The sequence below is a fragment of the Bacteroidales bacterium genome (assembly GCA_017521245.1).
In the GTDB taxonomy this organism is placed as follows: domain Bacteria; phylum Bacteroidota; class Bacteroidia; order Bacteroidales; family G3-4614; genus Caccoplasma_A.
This window is the reverse complement of record JAFXDI010000004.1, coordinates 22,060-42,818: the sequence shown is the minus strand read 5'-3', so window position 1 is coordinate 42,818 and position 20,759 is coordinate 22,060. Positions and strand designations below refer to the sequence as shown.

At 38.0% G+C, this 20,759-nt stretch carries 9 protein-coding genes and 1 tRNA gene; 7 read left to right on the top strand and 3 right to left on the bottom strand.

The features are described 5' to 3' along the window. The 5 genes from IKK64_01900 to IKK64_01880 all read left to right on the top strand — a co-directional run. On the top strand, window positions 1-228 hold a 228-nt coding region (locus IKK64_01900), incomplete at its 5' end, for a T9SS type A sorting domain-containing protein (GenBank protein ID MBR4118814.1). 292 nt (window positions 229-520) lie between these two features. Next, window positions 521-3,277 carry a T9SS type A sorting domain-containing protein gene (locus IKK64_01895; GenBank protein ID MBR4118813.1) on the top strand — a complete coding sequence of 919 codons (2,757 nt, stop codon included), beginning with the start codon at window positions 521-523 and terminating at the stop codon, window positions 3,275-3,277. 251 nt (window positions 3,278-3,528) lie between these two features. After that, complete coding sequence (locus IKK64_01890) at window positions 3,529-8,037, top strand: discoidin domain-containing protein (protein ID MBR4118812.1); 4,509 nt, start codon at window positions 3,529-3,531, stop codon at window positions 8,035-8,037. Window positions 8,038-8,215: 178 nt separating this feature from the next. Continuing rightward, on the top strand, window positions 8,216-9,508 hold the full coding sequence (locus IKK64_01885; protein ID MBR4118811.1) for a UDP-N-acetylmuramoyl-tripeptide--D-alanyl-D-alanine ligase: 1,293 nt from the start codon (window positions 8,216-8,218) through the stop codon (window positions 9,506-9,508). Continuing rightward, window positions 9,505-10,935: an HD domain-containing protein gene (locus IKK64_01880; protein MBR4118810.1), complete on the top strand. Its 1,431-nt coding sequence runs from the start codon at window positions 9,505-9,507 to the stop codon at window positions 10,933-10,935. Before IKK64_01885 ends, IKK64_01880 begins: the two co-directional genes overlap by 4 nt. Window positions 10,936-11,019: 84 nt before the next feature. Here IKK64_01880 and IKK64_01875 read toward each other — a convergent pair whose 3' ends face one another. From IKK64_01875 to IKK64_01865, 3 genes are all read right to left on the bottom strand, one after another. Continuing rightward, window positions 11,020-12,588 carry a T9SS type A sorting domain-containing protein gene (locus tag IKK64_01875; protein ID MBR4118809.1) on the bottom strand — a complete coding sequence of 523 codons (1,569 nt, stop codon included), beginning with the start codon at window positions 12,586-12,588 and terminating at the stop codon, window positions 11,020-11,022. Between the two features lie 156 nt (window positions 12,589-12,744). Next, a tRNA-Asp gene (locus tag IKK64_01870) sits at window positions 12,745-12,821 on the bottom strand. A 238-nt stretch (window positions 12,822-13,059) separates the two neighbouring features. Continuing rightward, a complete protein-coding gene (locus IKK64_01865) occupies window positions 13,060-13,521 on the bottom strand; it encodes a PepSY-like domain-containing protein (GenBank protein ID MBR4118808.1) in 462 nt (153 codons plus the stop codon). A 102-nt stretch (window positions 13,522-13,623) separates the two neighbouring features. Between IKK64_01865 and IKK64_01860 the strand changes: the two genes are divergently transcribed. Together IKK64_01860 and IKK64_01855 are read left to right on the top strand one after the other, a co-directional pair. Continuing rightward, on the top strand, window positions 13,624-18,402 hold the full coding sequence (locus IKK64_01860) for a translocation/assembly module TamB domain-containing protein (GenBank protein ID MBR4118807.1): 4,779 nt from the start codon (window positions 13,624-13,626) through the stop codon (window positions 18,400-18,402). Continuing rightward, on the top strand, window positions 18,399-20,717 hold the full coding sequence (locus IKK64_01855; GenBank protein ID MBR4118806.1) for a BamA/TamA family outer membrane protein: 2,319 nt from the start codon (window positions 18,399-18,401) through the stop codon (window positions 20,715-20,717). Before IKK64_01860 ends, IKK64_01855 begins: the two co-directional genes overlap by 4 nt. Window positions 20,718-20,759: the final 42 nt, after the last annotated feature.

Below are 20,759 nucleotides of genomic sequence, written 5' to 3'. Positions count from 1 at the left end.
GGAATTTGGAATTCAGTTGAGAGTGCAGAGATAGCAGAGAATACAATCTATGCAGTAGCAGGAGGTGTGCAAGTTGAGGTAGCCGAAGCAACAAACGTAGAGGTTTACTCAATAGCAGGAACATTGGTAGCCGAGAAAGTAATTTCAGGTACATCAACAATTGCTCTTGCAAAAGGCGTTTACATTGTAAAAGCAGCAGATAAAGTAACTAAAGTTGTTGTAAAATAATTTAGAAATTAGTTATTAATCATAACCCAACAGGGGTTGCACTGAAAAAGTGTAACCCCTGTTTTTTATCTTTCCAATTAGAACAGATAGTCAATAAATCAATGAATTTCAAAATTGGAACTTCTCTCTCCTTTGTCTAATGATTTAAATCTTCAATGTGTGTCTAAGATTTCCTGATAAAAATTAAGTGTGAAAAATATAAAAAAAAGAACAATGAGGAGGTTTTTTTAATAAAAATAGTTATATTTGCCCCGTTATTGGAATTAATTTATTAACCTAAAATAATTAAAGTATGAAGAAAATTTTACTTTTCACTTTGGTATTATCACTATTAATACCATTTGGTTTGAAGGCACAAGTTGCTGCAGACCAATTACCTACAGGTTATTGTACCATAAATACGAAAAAACCTAACTGGGCAGATGCATGGACACACGCTATTAAAGATTTTAATATCAGCGTTAATGGAGAACAAGTGGCATCGCATGGAGCACCCTCTTCAAAGTTCAATAACCTTACAAGTTCTGTTGTGTTTAATGCTGCACAAGGAGATGAGGTTACTATAACTTTTACAAATGGAGGATGGTCTTACAACGTATGGGCAGGTTTTGACTGGGATAGAGACGGAAACTTTGATGAAGTTATTGCTGCTTATCCCGAAGATACAGGTCGTGGACAACAAGTATTTACAGAGGATCAAGGAACAATAACAGTAACTGTTCCTGATAATGCCGAGGTTGGTAAATCAGTAGTACGTATATTGTCTGATGGAGCATGTGATGAGTCTTTATGGGATCCTATTACAGCACCATTGTGTGGAACTCACGGAGCAGGAGCAATTGGATATGCTGGAGTATATTACGATGTTGCAATCAATGTTGAGGAGGGTGTATTTACAGGAAATGTATTCACTGTTTCAGCAACAAGTGCCGATGCAACAATGGGAACAGCAGAGGCTTCATCAACAGAGGTAAACGAGGGTAGAACAGTAACCTTGACAGCAACACCTGAATATGGTTATGGCTTTGTAAACTGGACAGTTGCTGGCGTTGAGGTTTCAACCGAGAACCCTTACAAACCAACAATTACAGCAAACACTGACTTTGTTGCTAATTTTGAGGCGTTGCCTATGTGTACTGTAACAGTAACATCTTCTGATGCAACAAAAGGAAGTGTGGAGACATCGGCTACAAGTGTACCACAAGGAGAGTATGTAACAATTACAGCAACAGCACAACCGGGTAATATATTTATAAACTGGACAGTAAATGGTTCTCCTGTTTCAACAGAAAATCCATTTAATGTACCTATAAATGCAGATACTGAGTTTGTTGCAAACTTTGAGGAGTCGGCAATAATAATAGGAAAAGAGTATCGTATTAAAGATGTTGCTACAAACCAATACATAACTGCATTTAATACAGATGCCCACACAGGTGGTACTAATGGTGGTGTTGGAACATCTGCCTTTGCCGAAAATGATAATCAAATTATGATTTTTGAGGAGAGCGGAGCAAACTACAAGATAAAAACAAAAAGTGGTTACTATATCTATGCTCAAGCATGGAATGTTGACGCATTATCTTCTCAATCAACAGAGTTCAAATTTATTGATAATGGCTCAGGCTATTATATGCAAGCCTACAACACAAATAAAGGTAATGCTTGGTACCATGTCAAGAATGAGAGTGTAGGTGGAACATATTATCTATTTGCAGATGCTGCTGTTGGTGCTGCGGCAACTTGGGTATTAGAGCCATTGACTCAGATATATACAATATCTCTTAGTGTAACACCTGCTGACGGAGGAGAGGCAACAGCATCATTGTATTCAGTAGAGGAGGGAAGCACTACAACTCTAACAGCAACCCCTGCTGAGGGTTATGAGTTTGTAAACTGGACACTTGGTGGTGTTGAGGTATCAACAGATGCAGTATATACAACAACAGCGGTAACTGAGAATCGTGAGTATGTTGCAAACTTCAAGTTTAAACCAGTAGAGCCTCGTGAGGTAAGAGTTGCATCAAGCAACAATGCAAAAGGTTATGCAACAATAATTTCTCCGGCACCTTCAGGAACAGAGCCTTCAGTAACAACAGGTGAGATGGTAACCGTTAAAGCCTTTGCAAACGGATCAGATAACTTCTTTGTAAATTGGACAATCAATGAAGTGATAGTAGGAACAGAAGAGACATATACATATATTGGTGAAGAGGCCGCAACAATTCAAGCAAACTTTGTGTCAAAATATTTGATAACAATCAATGATGTTTCAGGAGGAAAAATAAATGTAACATCAGGATCTTCTAAAATCTCTTCAGGTGACAGAGTTCAAGAGGGAGAATACATAACAGTTACAGTAAAAGAGGATACCTATAAAGAGTTGAAAAAATTAATAGTAAACGGAGTAGATGTATATGCTCAATATAAATCAACAAAATCATATACAACAGCAGTAAATTCAGCAATGACAATTACTGCCGAGTATGGAACTCCAACATGTACCCTTACTTGGGAACATACAGGAGATGGATATATTGAAGTTTGGACAACAGATACATACGAAACAGAAAGTGCTGATTGGGCAGAACCAGCAGGAGATCAATACTCAATGTTTGATGAGGCTCCATTTGACAGTAATATAGCAATCTTCGTATTCCCAGGAGGAGAACCATTATCATCTGAAAATTCAAATAAATTGTTATCTTTGACAGTCAATGACGAAGAAATTGATTTGAGTGAAGAAGGTGATCTAATGATGTTTGGTGATGTCTTTATAGAGTCAATAAAAGGTCCTCAACACATAGTAGCAGAGTTCACAGGAGAATGGAATTCAGTTGAGAGTGCAGAGATAGCAGAGAATACAATCTATGCAGTAGCAGGAGGTGTACAAGTTGAGGTAGCCGAAGCAACAAACGTAGAGGTTTACTCAATAGCAGGAACATTGGTAGCCGAGAAAGTAATTTCAGGTACATCAACAATTGCTCTTGCAAAAGGCGTTTACATTGTAAAAGCAGAAGATAAAGTAACTAAGGTTGTTGTTAGATAGTCAGCAGTTAATTCATTGCTATGCGATAATTAAATTAGTTACTAACCATAGCCCAACAGGGGTTGCACTGAAAAAGTGTAACCCCTGTTTTTTTACTCAAAATAGTCTGATTAGCCCATTTGGTGCAATTGAACATTAATATCATATAACAAACTGTTAAAACCTTTAATAATTCAATAAAATTGTCTATTTTTGCAAAGCGAATGTTTTATGCATAAACTATTAACCTTATATTAGTCAATTAAATAATTATGAGAAAGATTTTGCTATTTGTAGTTGCATTATTGTTTGTGGCAACAAATATTAATGCAGAGAAGTTGACAGGTACGCTTTCGTCAAATATGAATGCGTATAGCACATGGACAGATGAATATCCTTCATCAAATGCAAATGACGGGAATTATTCAACTAAGTTTTGGTCAGATGCAGCACAAAAAGTTGGAGACTATGTAACAATGTCTTTGAACGCATCTGCAAGTATCGGAGAGATTAAATTATATTTTGCCGATGGTGATAAACCGGCTGCGGCAGAAGTGGAAATCTCTACCGACAATTCAGACTGGCAAAGTGTTGCAACTTTTGTTACTTCTGATATAGTGGATAATCTATATACCTGCAATGCCAATGCTCTTGTAGCACAATATGTAAGATTGAGATTTACACAAGCATCAAGCAATTGGTTTCAATTATGTGAGTTTGAGGTGTATGAGTCGCCAGTAGAACTTGCTCCACGTACAATCAGTGTATCTGTTGCTGATGAAACAATGGGAACTGCATATATAGGAGAAGAGGGAACATTATCAGTATCAGACCAAACAGGTGCTGTTCAAATTACTGCTGTACCAGCAGAAGGATACAAATTTGTAAATTGGACAATAGGTACAGATGAGGTTGCTACAACTGCAACTTTTGTTGATGTAACAGAAGGAGATAAAGCATACGTTGCAAACTTTGCCGCAAAAGAGGTGTATCAGGTAAGTGTATCTGTTAATGATGCAACAATGGGTACAGCATCGGCAACTAAAACAGGAGATGTTTATGAAGGGGAATCTGTTACATTTACAGCAACACCTAAAGAGGGATATGTATTATTTAATTGGACATCTGGAGAAGAGATTGTAAGTAATGACCTATCGTTTACAACAACAATCAGCGAAAGTGTAGAGTATAAGGCTAATTTTATGCTACAACCTACAAAATTGGTGCTTCAAGATGTATTTGCCAGTTTCCCTCCAAGTTCTTATTATCCTCTTTCAAATCTTATAGATGGAAATCTTAACACAGAGATGTATGTATCGGCAGGTTCAGGGGCAACAGTAACTGTTGAAATTGCAGAGGAATCTATTGTGGGAGATATAGTATTGTATTTCTATGGCTATGCATCATTTCAACCAAGCAAAGCCAAAATACAGGTTTCAAGCGACAATGAAACATATATCGATGTTGATGGATGTAGTTTTACAAGAGCAGATATACAAGAAGGTGTAATTACCTTGAAAGCAAATGGAGTTCCAGCAAAATATGTAAGAATCTATTTTGAGGAGACTTCATACGTTGATATGTATGAGATTGAGGTATATGAGGCTCCTATTCAAATTGCACCACGTGCAATCAGTGTATCTGTTGCAGATGAGACAATGGGAACTGCATATATTGGCACAGAAGGAACAACCTCTGTTGAAAATCAAACAGGAGTAGTTAAATTGGTTGCTGTGGCAAATAAAGGATATGAGTTTGTAAACTGGACAGTAGGAACTGAAGTTGTTTCAACAAATGCAACATTTGTTGACAGAACAGAAGGTGATAAAGATTATGTGGCTAATTTCGTAGCATTGCCATTATTCAACATAAGCGTATCAGTAAATGATCCTCTTATGGGAAGTGTTACCGCAACTGAAACAGGTGAAGTGTTTGAAAATACCAATGTAACACTTACTGCAACCCCAACAGATGGATATGAGTTTGTAAATTGGACAGTAGGCGATAGCATAGTAAGTAAAAATAATCCATACGTTATTACAGTAGAGGCATCTGCCGAATATAAAGCAAACTTCAGGATAGTACCAACCAAAATAAATATTGTAAATGCAGAGTCATCAATGGAACATTATAATTCTTTTACAACAGATAATATGTTTGATGGAAATTATAATACTTATTTTGATACATCAGAAGGTCAAAGTACCTATGAAGAGGTAACAGTAACAGTTACTCTTGAAGAGGAGTCTGTTGTAGGAGAGGTTAAAATAAACTTTATACAAAATTATATTCCTAATGCTGCAAAATTACAAGTATCAACAGATGGCGAAACATGGAATGATGTTGAGGGAGCAGAATTTACTTCTGAAGATGTGGAGAATTGTGGAACTATCCCTAATGGTAGCATAATTAACCGCATAACAGTTGACCTAAAAGGTGCAACCGCAAAATATGTGAGAATGTATGCTACTGACAAGGCTGGCACCTATTTGACTATATGTGAGTTTGAGGTATATGAGGCTATTGTTAATGTAGCACCACGTGCAATCAGTGTATCTGTTAATGATGAAACAAAGGGTACAGCATATATTGCTATTGAGGGAGTAACAGAGGTTACTAATCAAACAGCGGCAGTTAAGTTGGTGGCAGTACCCAGTGCTATCGGTTACAAATTTGTAAATTGGACAGTTAATGGCGAAGAGGTGTCAACATCTGCTTCATTTATTGACCGTACTGAGGGAGATAAAGCATACGTTGCAAACTTTATTGATAAACCTCAATTTGCAGTGTCAGCAACATCTGCTAACGAAAGCAAAGGAACTGTTACAGTATCTCAAGAAGGTGATGTATATGAAGGAGAAGAGGTGACATTTACAGCAACCCCAACTGCTGGATATAAATTTGTTGCATGGAAATCTGGCGAAGAGGTTGTAAGCGAGAGTGCATCATATACAGTTACTGTAAGTGAGCCAATATCACTTGTGGCAACATTTGAAAGAGATCCTATGCTTAACCGCTCAGAATGGACAGTTACAGCATCATCGCAAGAGGCATCAGGCGAAGGAGCAGGAAACGGAGTTGCTTCATGTATTATTGATGGAAACAATTCAACACATTGGCACTCACAATGGAGTGGTTCAGAGCCCGGATACCCCCACTGGTTTATGATTGATATGAAAGAGGTAAAATCATTTGATGAGTTTGAATATATTTCAAGAGGAAATGGTACTTCTGATGATGGCTCAAACAATGGTAACATTCTTAACTATGTGTTGTATGTTAGCGATACTGAGATAGATCCTAACAACCTTGATGCTGCAACAAAAGTTACAGAAGGAAGATTTACTTATGATGGAACTTCTAACTCTCATAAGGTTGCAGTAACACCAGCAGAAGGACGCTATGTAATGCTATATGCAACAGGTCAATCGGCAAATGGTAGAAAAAATGCATCTTGTGTTGAATTCTATCTATACTCAAGTTCATACGCAGTAACAGTATCATCTTCAGATCCTGAAATAGGTACTGCATATATTGGAGAAGAGGGTGTAACTACAGTAGGATGTTCAGTAGAGGGAACAGATGTAGTGACAATCACTGCTCAACCAGTAGCAGGTTATCGTTTTGTAAACTGGACATTAGACGGAGAGGTTGTATCAACAGACGCAGTATATACAACAACTGAGGTTACAGAGAGTCGTGAGTATGTGGCAACATTTGAGTTTGCAACTCTTGAACCTCGTACAGTAAAAGTTGCATCAAACGACAAAACAAAAGGATATGCAGTATTTGTATCTCCAGTGCCTGAGGGAACAGCAACAGATGTAACAACAGGCGAGATAGTAACAGTAGAGGCAATAGCACAATCAAGTGACGACTTCTTTGTAAACTGGACAATCAACGGAGTGGCAGTTGGAACAGAACCAACATACGAGTATCTTGGTGCAGAGGCTGCAACAATCCAAGCAAACTTCATCTCTAAATACACTGTAACAATTGATCAAGTTACAGGCGGAACAATCTCTGTTAAATCAGGAGAAACATTTGTGGCATCAGGCGATAGAGTATTGGAAGGAAACTATATCACAATAGATGTAGAAGCAAATCCTCGCAGCGAACTTAAAAAACTATTTGTAAATGGTGAAGATGTATTTAATCAATATAAATACAATCCTAATTACAGCATACAAGTAAATGGCCCAATTACAATTACCGCAGAATATGGCGAGCCAATCTGTTACTTCACATATGAGTGTACAGGAAACGGTTGGATTGAAGCATGGGAAACAGATACATACGATGATGCAGCATTCGAAGAAGGAACATTAGAGTTGCCACTATCTCCTGTAGGAGTACAATATGCTTATGGCGATGCAATTCCATTTGAAGGAACAGTAGCAATATTCCCAGTTGCAGGAGACGGAGATTCATTGGTATCAATAAAAATCAATGATGAGGCTCAGGATATGAGTGAAGAGAGTGATGTAGTGTTATTCGGCGATATCTTTGTTGATCCTGTAGATGCTCCAATCCATGTAGTAGCTGTCTTCACAGGAACATCAACAGGAGTTGAGAGTGCAGAGATAACCGAGACTTCAATCTATGCAGTAGCAAATGGAGTAAAGGTTGAGGTAGCAGAAGCAACATCAGTATCAATTTACTCAATGGCAGGAACATTGGTAGCAGAACAACAAGTGTCAGAGTCAGCGGTAATTGCACTTGAAAAAGGAATTTACATTGTAAAAGCATCTGAGAAAGTTGTTAAAGTTGTTGTAAAATAAGTTGTCAGTTGTTAGACTGATAAAATTAAATAACCTTTCAAAGGAGGAGAGAAGTTTGGATCTCTCCTCTTTTTTTGTTACTCCAATAACTTTAATATTGCTTGATAACTAAAAACTAACAACTAACAACTAACAACTGATATTTTTTTTGTAAATTCGCATATTAAATCGCAATAAAGTGAATATACAAGAGTTACATAAAATATTTGTATCAAACCCTGTAATTAGCACTGATACAAGAAAGATAGAACAGGGCTCGATATTCTTTGCTTTAAAAGGAGCAAATTTTGATGCAAACAAATTTGTGGTAGAGGCACTTGATAAAGGTGCGGCATACGCAGTTGCCGATGACCGGGAACTTGCAAAACTAAACGATAACAGGATAATATTGGTTGAGAATGTTTTGCTAACACTTCAAGCATTGGCGAGGTATCATCGCGATACTATGAATATTCCGGTATTGGCTATAACAGGAACAAACGGAAAGACCACTACCAAAGAACTTATAACTGTGGCGTTATCTCCCATTCATAATGTACTCTCAACAATAGGCAACCTAAACAATAGTATTGGTGTGCCATTAACTCTATTGCGTTTAAGAAAAGAACATACCATAGCGGTAATAGAGATGGGAGCAAGTCACCCGGGAGATATTGAGGAGTTGGTAAATGTGGCAAATCCAACATACGGTATAATAACTAATGTGGGTAGAGCGCATCTTCAAGGCTTTGGCTCATACGAAGGGGTAATATCAACCAAGTGCGAACTATATGATTATATAAAAGCAAAGCAAGGAAAACTATTTGTCCGTAACGAGGATGAAGTGTTGATGCAACGCTCCGAAGGGATTGGCAGGGTTTTATACGGAGCATCACCCTTGTTGGAAATTAACGGAACTATAAAATCTGTATCGCCATTCTTAAAAGCCGAAATAGTTTGCGGTGGCGAGGTTTACGATATAGATACAAATCTTATAGGTAAATACAATTTAGATAATGTTGTGGCAGCATCAACTATTGCATCACACTTTGGTGTGCCAATGAGTGAGATAGTTAAGGCAATATCAGCGTATATCCCTTCAAATAGTCGCTCACAATTTATAAAAGGCGAACGCAATAACATAATACTTGATGCCTATAATGCTAATCCATCGAGTATGAAGGTTGCTATTGAGAATTTTGCCGAGGTGGATGCGACTGATAAAATGCTAATTCTTGGCGATATGTTGGAGCTTGGCGAGGAGAGCAGGCGTGAACACACAGGAATAGTATCATTGTTAGAACAATTAAACTTTACAAATGTAATATTGGTAGGTAAGGAGTTTGGTGCTGTTAAATCGCAATATACAAAGTTTGCAGCTACTCCCGAAATGTTAGAGTTTTTAAAAGAGAGTGATATTAAATCAAAAACCATATTGGTAAAAGGTTCTCGTGGAATTGCTCTTGAACAAGCAGTTGACTATTTGAGATAATGGAGTTTACAGAAAAGATAAAGAAGAGAATAGATACCCCTATATTCAGACAACTTTCTGAGGTTGCCGATGAGGTGGGTGTGCCTTGCTATGTGGTTGGCGGATATGTGAGAGATATAATACTTGAGCGTCCTTCAAAAGATATTGATGTTGTTGTTGTAGGTAGTGGTATAGTGGTTGCAGAACACTATGCAAAGAGACTCGGAAAGGGTGCTCATCTTTCCGTATTTCGTAACTTTGGAACAGCGCAAGTAAAGTATCGCGGAATGGAGGTAGAGTTTGTAGGAGCAAGAAAAGAATCTTACTCGCACAACTCTCGCAAACCTATTGTTGAAGACGGAACTCTTGAAGATGATCAAAATCGTAGAGATTTTACAATAAACGATATTGCAGCAAGTCTGAATGGTGCAAACTTTGGCGAAGTTTTAGATCCTTTTGGAGGTTTTGATGATATACGTAACAAAACTATTAGAACTCCTTTAGATCCCGATATAACATTCAGTGATGATCCCTTGCGAATGATGCGTGCTATACGCTTTGCAACGCAACTGCAATTTGATATTGCCCCAGATACATTCAGAGCAATAGTCCGTAATTGTGAAAGAATATCTATTATCTCAGGTGAACGTATTATAGATGAGATAAATAAAATAATGAAATCGCCCCAGCCATCAATAGGATTTAAGCTATTAGATGAGTCGGGATTGTTGCAGTTGATACTCCCCGAACTCTCAGCTCTTAAAGGTGTTGATAACGTGGAGGGTAAAGGCCATAAAGATAACTTCTATCATACACTTACTGTACTTGATAATGTGGCACTCCGTAGTGATAATATCTGGTTGCGTTGGGCTGCTCTTATGCACGACATCGGAAAACCTGTTGTAAAACGTTACGACAAGAAAACCGGCTGGACTTTCCATAATCACAACTATATGGGGGCCAAAATGATACAACGTATTTTCCGTAAATTAAAACTTCCGTTGGGAGAGGAGATGAAGTATGTTCGTAAGTTGGTTGATTTGCATATGCGACCAATAGTTCTGGCTGAGGAGATTGTAACTGACTCTGCAATTCGCCGACTCCTTTTTGATGCGGGTGTGGATATAGAGGATTTGATGCTCTTGTGCGAGGCTGACATAACCTCTCGCAATCGCGAAAAGGTGGCTCGTTTCAAAGAGAACTTTGGCGTGGTACGTCAAAAACTAAAGGAGATTGAGGAGAAGGATAGGATACGAGAGTTTCAGCCTCCTGTGAGTGGCGAAGAGATAATGGCTCTCTTTGGATTACCTCCCTCACGCCCGGTAGGAGATATAAAAGAGGCAATTAAAGAGGCAATACTCGATGGTGTTATTCCTAACGAATATGAGCCTGCATATAACTATATGCTAAAGGTTGCTGCCGATATGGGTTTAAAACCTGTAAAATAGGAGAGTTATTAGTTAACAAACATTCGTTTGTTGAGCTTGCTCTCGCTCAACAATACACAAATAAATCTGGCGAATTGTGTTTGCTCAATTGCACAAAACTTTGTGGGTGCTTTTGTCGTTTACGATATATACAAAATAGACGCCACTTGCCATATTAAAAGTAAAGGGAGTGTTGCAGGTAACCTCTCTGTCGATGAGGTATTTGCCATTACAATCAAAAACTTTGATTTCAATTTTCTTGTCTCTTCCTTTAATGGTTATATCGCCATTTGTAGGGTTGGGATAAATCTCATATTCTGAATTCTCTTTTAGGCTCTCAATTCCGCTCTCTTCTGTTGTAAGAATATCGGTTTGATACGAAACCTTATCTTGTGCTGTAATAGTCAGTTTAACCAAATCTCCACTGTTTATGCCATTAATATCTAATTCGGCAAAACCTTCGGTAACCCTCTTTGAATCAATAATTTCACCATTACTCCATAGGGTTGCAACAGCATATTCTGTATCGCAATAGATAGTAAAAGAGTTATTGCTTGTCTCTATCTTCTCATTATGGGTTATATCCATAACAGAAGGTGCTTTTGTTCGTAATATTAACGAGGGGTCGCCAAACATAGCCCATTGACAAGCAACGTCAGCACCGCTACCCTTATATTTTCCGATAACGCTCTTATATGCAGCGTTCACAACCTCTCCAAAACTCTTTGTAAACCCAATGGAGTCTGATATTAAAATACGAGCAATTTCATCTTGTCCCAACATCGGGGGATTCCAATATATTTGTGTTGTAAAGGCTAACATACCCACAGCACCAATAGGTTTGTTGTTTGTATCTCTGCCTCTTAAAAATCCCTCAGCAAGGCAAGTAGATAATCTGAAATGTCCGTTTTGGCAACCTGCCGCAATTATAATGGGTAGTTTGTTTGCGTTTGTAAGATTTTTAACATCGCTAACTGCAAAACCTGTTGTTTGCCAACTCTCAGTGTAACCATGCCCAATGTAGTTGATTAATCCGCAGCCACTGTTTAGAGTGTTTTTAAGTGTGTTTTTTGAATTGGTTGTGGCAGTTGTGTATCCGTACTCTTTGAGATTATTGTTAAGGTAGGTAATATGTTCATTATCTGTCTCGCTATTATCTCCTGTTTCGTAAGAGTAGGGGTTGGCAATACCAAGCGAAGAACTTAACCATGTGGCAGAAGTATCAATATCACGCTCGTAATAGATTGTTCTCTCAACTTGAGTTTTAATATCATCAATGCTCTCTCCCGAAAAACGACCAACTAAAACAGCAGGTGGGTAGTCGGTTGAGTATATGTAGCCATACTCGGCATCAGAGTAAGCACTATACTCATTGGGGTCTGTTACTCCATAACTGATATGGGTGGGAACTTTATCTGCATCTCCAACCAAAAGCAAGTATCTGTTGCCATTTGTTTTATGGTAGTTTGAAACAAATGCCTTTATATCGTTTGCGGTAGTGCCTGTCTGGCTCATTTTAACAACCTCGCACCACAATCCCTTTTGTTCTTTCCATTCAACGTAAGGAGTCATTGCTTCAGTATATTCATCTGCCGATATAATAAGAATTTGAGCCTTTGAGGTAAAGGTAAAAAAGAGAAGAGATATAATTGCTATTATTGGTTTAAACTTCATCACTCTATTATTTATATCAGTTTGTTAAATTCCTATCTTAAATACTTTGCAAAACTAAATAATAAAAGGATAAAATGAAACTATATAAATGATAAAAGAAGTGTAAATTTGACAAAAAAAGAAAAGAGTTCTGAAAATTTTCAGAACTCTTTGTGTTGGCGGTGCGGACGGGACTCGAACCCGCGACCCCATGCGTGACAGGCATGTATTCTAACCAACTGAACTACCGCACCAATCCGTTTTGTGCTTTAAAAAGAAACTCGCTTGTTTCTCATTTGCGATGCAAAGGTACACAATATTTTTATATTGGCAATAGTTTTAATGAAAAAAATATCATAAAAAATAAATTAATTTTTGTTCCCGCTCATTATCAGGCAGATAAAATTATGCGTTTAAAGCAAGTCTTTCTCATTTCTGAGAAAAGAACTTGCTTTCGATTATATAAAAATTAAAATTAAGAGATTTCAAAAACTAATAATCGCAATCCTTTTTTACGCTACCGTCACTGTTGAACCATATATCACACTCGTTAGGTGAGGTTTTTAGCTCAACTTTATATCCGTAACTCTTCTTCTCTATCTCTGAAACCGCAACTTTGTTGTAGTTGTTTTTAAGATAGAGAACTGCGGTGTTCGGAAGATGTGCTACAAGATGATCATTTAACCCAGCTTTGTCATTCTCCATCTTAATCCACTCTCCGTTATGGTTAAAGCAAACCTCTGTCCCATCGCTACATTTAACCTCCATTTTGTCATTTTCGTGTTTAAACTTAACAATCTTTCCATCGGGGATATTCTCTGTGACAAAACTCTCTATCTTTGACGGAAAAACCTCTTTTGTTTCACTTTTACTCTTGTCTTCCGATGCAAAAGTGGTTAGGGCAACAATCATTCCGATGCCTACTAAAAGCAGGCTTAAACTTAATCTATTCATAATTTTAAAATATTGATTACAATATTAAAACAACAGAAATGCAAATATTGTTTTTGATAGTATAAATATATCCGCTATTATTATTAAATTTACAACGTTTTTATGAAGCGGACAATATTAAAGTGTATCCTATATACCATAGTGATATTGGTAGTAATTGTGTTGTTACTGCCCGCACTTTTGTATGTCCCTGCCATTCAACAGGGAATAGCACAATATGCTACGCGAGCAGCCTCTGAACAAACGGGTATGCAAATAGAGTTAGAGCGAGTGCGTCTTCGTTTCCCATTGGATATTGAACTTGCAAATGCTTTGGTTGTAACACCTCCTAACGATACTATGTTGCAATGTAAATCGTTAGTGTTGGAGTTGGGATTTAAAAGGATTTTTCAAAAAGAGATTGAGATTGAGAGACTCTCTTTTGAGAAAACCAAATTTCATTATGTTGATTCTCTAAAGACCTTTGATATAAGGGTAAATGTTGATGAACTGGGACTAATGGCTCGCCCGGTTAGTCTGGCAAACGAGATGGCAACCCTTCCGGATATCTCATTAACGGGAGGAGATGTGATACTCAATTTGGTTAGCACTCCCGAAGATACCACTGAGTCAACTCCCTCAACCTTTGCATGGGCATTCAATGTTGCCAATATCCACCTTAAGGATATCAGTTATGTGATGACAACAATGCCTCACCAAACATCACTTCAGAGTGCAATAGATGAAGCATACCTCTCAAATGCCGTAGTAGATATAGGCAAACAACAAGTAACGCTTTCAAGTGCAACAATTGACGGAGCATTGTGCCGATACCTGTCGCTCCCTGTTGCCGAGAATAAAACAGAGTCTCAATCTGCACCAGAAGAGGAGACATTGCCTTGGGTTGTAAATGTTGATACTCTATCTCTTGCAAAGAGTAAAGTAACATACGGTAAATTAGACTATGAACCGGTGAAATATTTTGACCCCTCATACCTTTCGCTCTATGACTTGAATATCAATGCTCAAGATATTTACAACAAAGCAATGGAGGTGGCGGCTAAGATAAATCACCTCTCATTCCACGAGCGTTCTGGTTTTGCTGTTTCACATGCAAATATGTCGCTATTGTTAGACTCTTCATGTGTATTGATAGACAATCTCTATTTGGCAACTCAAAACTCAATAATGCGAGGAGGGGTTAAAGCGGATGCTTCAATATTAAAGCAAGATCCATATGCCAACCTGAGTTTGAATATGGATTTATCTCTCTCAATGTTTGATGCTCCCTATTTTGTGCCATCAATATCAAACTATCTGCCACTATTGCCAACCTCAAAAGTAAATGCAAAGATAGATGTTGGTGGAAATCTCTCATTATTGCATCTAAAAAAAGCAGAGGTGGTACTCCCCGATAATTTAGAGGTGGAGTTGTCGGGAGATGTGGCAAATATCTTGAACAACAGACCATTAAAGGCAAGAGCTAATATCAACGGAAAGTTGATTAATGGAGAACTGCTTCAGGCATTTATCGGAGATAAAGATAGCTCCTCAATAGTAATCCCTGATGATATTGCTCTAAACGGAAGAGTGGAGCTAAAAGGCGACTCTCTACGTCCCACTGTGAATATCTCATTAGCAGAGGGAAATGTTAATGTTGCGGGAGTAGTAAATCTTGCAACGGAAGCGTATGGGGTAGATATCTCTATAAATAGATTTCCGCTTCAAAAATTCTTTAAAGATATACCATTAGGCAATGTAACAACCTCCCTAACAGCAGATGGAGAGAGGTTTAACCCTATGCAAGAGGGTGCAACTTCAAATATATCGCTTATGGTTGATTCGCTCTACTATAATAGGTACGACTATACCGATATAAAACTTCAAATGGCTCTCTCTGATGGCATTTACAATGGTTCAATTGTAAGTAACTGTCGGGATGCAAAAATGTCGTTGACGCTTCAAGGCTTGCTTTCGGAGCAGAAACAGACTGTCAATATCAATGGAGATATACCCAATCTTGATTTGCAAAATCTTAATTTCTTGCAAGATAACTTCTCTTTAGTCTCAAGTGTAAATGTTTCAGCCTCTGCCGACACTATGGGAATATACTCCATAAAAGGAGGTGTTGGCAAAACCGTAGTTCGTATGTATGGAGCAAAACGAACATTGCCGGGATTAAATATGGATATATCTGCCGATACAACACGGATAGATGCAAATGTTGAGGCTCAAGGATTGTATCTAAGTTTCGTTGCACCTCAATCATTAAATAATTTTATATCGGCAGTTGATTCGGTAATTGTTGAGGCAAAGAGTCAAACCGATTCTCTAAGGTTTAATATTGACCATATAAAGAGGAGGATGCCCTCATGTAGTCTCTCTTTCTCACTTTCGGATAACCCAATAGTATCGGCTCTCTTAAAGAGAAACGGAATTACATTAGGCTTGGCACAATTAGATTTCTCATCAAATAGCAAAGATCCTGTATATCTAAAATCGGGTATATATTCGCTCACTCAAGGCGAGGCATCGATTGATAGTATATGCGCAAATCTAAATCAAAATGATGAAACTCTTGAGTATGAACTCTTGGTTGGCGGAATAAAGAGTGGCGAAACAAGAGGCGGCTCAATTAAACTCTTTGGCGGTGCGGTAGATAATAGTTTAACAATAAATTGTTTACAAACAGATAGTAAGTACAACTCTGGATTTGACTTTGGAGGTAAGGTTCTGCTTGATTCCACTTTGCTCTCATTCTCAATGGTAACGCCAAAACCGATACTCGGATATAGAGAGTTCAGGGTTAATGATGGCAACTATATATCTCTATCCAATAAAGGTAGAGTAGATGCCGATTTTCAATTAACCTCAGGCGAAAAACTTGTATCATTAAAATCGGGACAAGATACAACCAAAAATCAACTCTTTGTAAAGTTACAGCAACTCGATATAGCATCAATGTTAAAACTCTATCCTCTATCTCCTAAGGTTGAGGGTGTACTCTCTGCTGATTTAGGTGTAAATCTAAACCCCAAACATTTTGGAGTAAAAGGCGATTTAGCAATTGATTCGTTGATATATGAGGGTGGATGTGTGGGTGATTTAAATTTTAAAGCAGGATATGTAGCATTAGAGGAGGGAGGACAACGTGTAGCTCTATCTCTAAATCTTAATGATAAAGAGGTTGTAAAACTTGGAGGAAAATATAATCCTTCTAATGAAGATGAGATGAAACTTAAACTTACGATTGATGAGTTACCATTCTTGTCGGTAAATCCATTTATTCCAGCCGACCTGATGAAACTCACAGGCGAATTAAACGGAGATTTCTCTCTTGTTGGTTCGCAAGAGGCAATAAATATGAACGGATTCTTGCAATTCCAAGATGTAGATATGACTCTCCCTTCAATAGGAACAACCTTTACCCTCTCGCCCGAAAAGATAACCATGAAGGATAATACCATAACCATGTACAACTTTGGTATGTCGGGACCAAACAAACAACCTATGCTGCTTGAGGGAAGCGTAGCGTTGGGTAATATAAAGGAGACTTTGTCGGACTTTGGTAAGATAAGAAGTGATATATTGATTACTGCAAGTGAGTTTCAACTTATAAACGTAAAGAAGAACAACAAAACACTCGTTTATGGTAAGGCGTTCAGTGATATGTTCTTGGTAATACAAGGATATTTAAATAATCTGACATTAGGCGGTAATGTTGCCCTGCTCAACGGAACAGAACTTACATACACCATGCGTGATGGTGGAATGGCTCAACAAGAAGATGTATCAAGTTTGGTAACATTTACAGCCTTTAACGATACAATAAATCAAGATGAGGTAGAGGTAAAACAAAATGTTCATTGGGGAGTAGATATGTCGGTTGGTATATCAATAGGACAGGCAGTAAAAGTTGCGGTAAATTTAACCCCTGATGCAAAATCGGGAATAGATATACAAGGGGGAGGAGAGTTGCTATATACAATGAATATGTTAGGAGATACCCAGTTTACAGGTAAATATAACATTATGAAAGGAACAGTCCGCTACTCATTGCCTGTTGTAGCCACTAAGGTGTTTACAATAGATGATGGAAGTTATATAGAGTGGAACGGAGATATTGCTGATCCAACAATGAATATAACTGCCCAAAACAAAGTGAGGGCAACAGTAAATCAAGGTGGTGCAAGTAATATGGTAAACTTCTATGTTCAGATAGGAATAAAAAACAGCCTTGAAGATTTAGACCTGACCTTTGATCTTACTGCTCCGGAGGATATGACAATAAGTAACGAGTTGGCATCAATGAGTGAAGACCAACGCTCAGAGCAGGCTCTCTCTATGCTTTTGTATAACACCTATACCGGTGTTTCAGGAACGGAGTCAAACTTTGATGCAAATACTGCATTAGGCTCATTCTTGTCAAAAGAGTTAAATCAGTGGGCAAACAAAACTCTTAAAAACGTTGATTTAACTTTTGGAGTTGATAGTTACACTTCGGCAGCTGGAGAGTCCTCGTTGGACTACTCGTATGAGTTCTCAAAGAGCCTTTTGAATGATAGATTAAAGGTCTCTGTCGGAGGCTCCTATAATCCCGATTTGTCGCCCGATGAGGTTGCACAAAGTATATTGGGAGATGTGTCGTTGGAGTATCAATTAGACTCTCGAGATAATATGCTTCTAAAACTTTTCCGTTCATCAACGAATGATATATTAGAGGGTAATATAAGTGAATATGGAGTAGGTTTTGCCGTTCGCAAACAGGTGGTAAAGTTAAAGGAACTATTCCAAATAACAGGACGCAAAGAGAAGGTGGCTCAAAAACGAACAGAGAGACAAAAAGCAAAAGAGACAAAAGAGAAGAGTGAAGAGGCTTCAAAAACAGAAGAAGAGAAATGAGAAAGTGTAAATATATCATCTATATAGCAGCATTAATAATGATTGCAACATCTTGCTCAACCACATCAAGGTTGGGCGAAGGTGAACAACTCTATGTTGGTGTGAAAAAGATGAATATATTATCAACTCAGGGAGCAGATATAACATCGGATGCCAAAAGCGAGGTAAAAGAGGATTTGAGCGTAAAACCAAACAATCCTCTATTCTCTCCTTACGTGCGTTCGCCATTCCCGTTCGGAATATTGATATACCAATATTGTAAACCAACAAAAGATAAAGGATTTAAGCATTGGTTTTACGAACAGTTTGCAAAAGAGCCTGTATTAATCTCAACAGTAAGTCCGCAAATGCGAATGAAATTAGTTGAGAGTAAACTTCAGAATATGGGATACTTCAACTCCGAAGCAACCTATCAACTGCTGCCAAAAAAACGTGATCCAAAGAAAGTGAAAATATCATATACGGTTGACGTTGCAAAAGGGTGGAAGTATGATGAGATATACTATCCCTCTCCTGAGGATAAACTAACAACAATGATTGATAGTTTAAAAGCCACATCGTTTATACAAAAAGGCAAGCAGTATAATACCGATACCCTTAATATGGAGCGTGATAGAATAACCTCAGTGTTGCGAGATAATGGGTTCTACTTTTTCCGTTCCGACTATCTGCACTTCTTGGTAGATACTACACAAAATCGATATGAGGTGGATATTAAAATGATACTTCAGAAAGATATACCGCCTATGGCACTTCGCCAATATAAAACAGGAAAGATAGATGTCTATATTGAGAGTGTAAAAGGTGTGGGAGAGATAGATACCCTCTACTCAAAACGAGGTAAAACATCACGAAACATAAATATAACATATCAAACTCCAAAGAGGGTAAAGTATGGATTAATCAGACGTAATGTTCAAATGCGAACAGGAAGAATATGTTCATTGCAAGACCAACGACTTACTCAGAGCAATCTAAGTAGAACAGGAGTCTTTAGCAAGGTACAGATATTGCCCATACTAACCGATACCTTAAATTCAGACACCCTTGATTTTAAAATCAATTTAGTGATGGGTAAACCTCTTGAGGCGGAGTTTGGTCTAAACGTAACGTCAAAATCAAATAGTTTCTTAGGTCCCGGTGCCGACTTCTCTATATCTCACAACAATATATTTGGTGGGGCAGAGAAATTAACCGTAAAACTGAATGGTGCATACGAGTGGCAAACAGGTGCAAACCGCGTAGAGAACTCGGCTTTGATGAACTCTTACGAATTTGGAGCAAGGGTATCGTTGCTCTTCCCTCGTTTGTTATTATCCAAGAAATTGACAAAGCAGAGAAAGTATCTCTCAACAACAAAATTTGAGTTGGGAACAAGCATATTGAACAGACCAAAGTATTTTAGAATGTTCTCATTTGATGCAGCCATGGAGTATAACTTCTCAACATCGTTGTCATCAACGCATACATTCAATCCATTTAAGCTGGTATATAACAAACTCCTAAATACAAGTTCATCGTTTGAAACAACCCTAAACGAAAACCCTGCAATAGCACTAAGTTTTCGTGATCAGTTCATTCCAATGATGCGGTACGCCTATACCTATACCAAGTTGTTTGGTAAGGCGGATGCAAATAAAATATACTTAAGATTAGAGGCAACTCAAGCAGGAAACCTAATTGATGGTATAGGGCGTATGTGCGGAATAGAGGGAGAGAAGAAACTCTTTGGAAACCAATTCTCACAATTTGTGAAAGGTCAGTTTGAGTTTAAATATTCGCGCAAATTGTGGGGGGAGAATTGGTTGGTATCACGTTTTCTTATAGGAGCAGGACACGCATATAGTAACTCAACAGTAATGCCATATCGCGAGCAGTTCTATATAGGAGGAGCAAATAGTATCAGAGCCTTTACGGTGCGTTCATTAGGTCCGGGAAGTTATCGCCCCAATACCGATAATCCCAACTACTATTTTGACCAAACAGCAAACTTTAAGTTGGAGGCAAACGTTGAGATGCGATTAAAAATATTTGGAGGATTACAGTTTGCACTATTTCTTGATGCAGGAAACATCTGGTTGTTGCAAGACGATCCACTCAGACCCGGAGGAAAACTTGAGGGAAAAACATTCTTAAAAGATATAGCCTTAGGAACAGGATTCGGTATCCGTTACGACTTGTCAGTGATAGTACTCCGCCTTGACTTGGGAATAGGTCTTCATGCACCATACGATACAGGCAAGAGTGGATATTATAATATGCCCAAATTCAAAGATAGTTTAGGTCTTCACTTTGCAATAGGTTATCCGTTTTAGTTTTTAGTTAAAACATCAGTATAGTTTGTTGCTATGGATAAT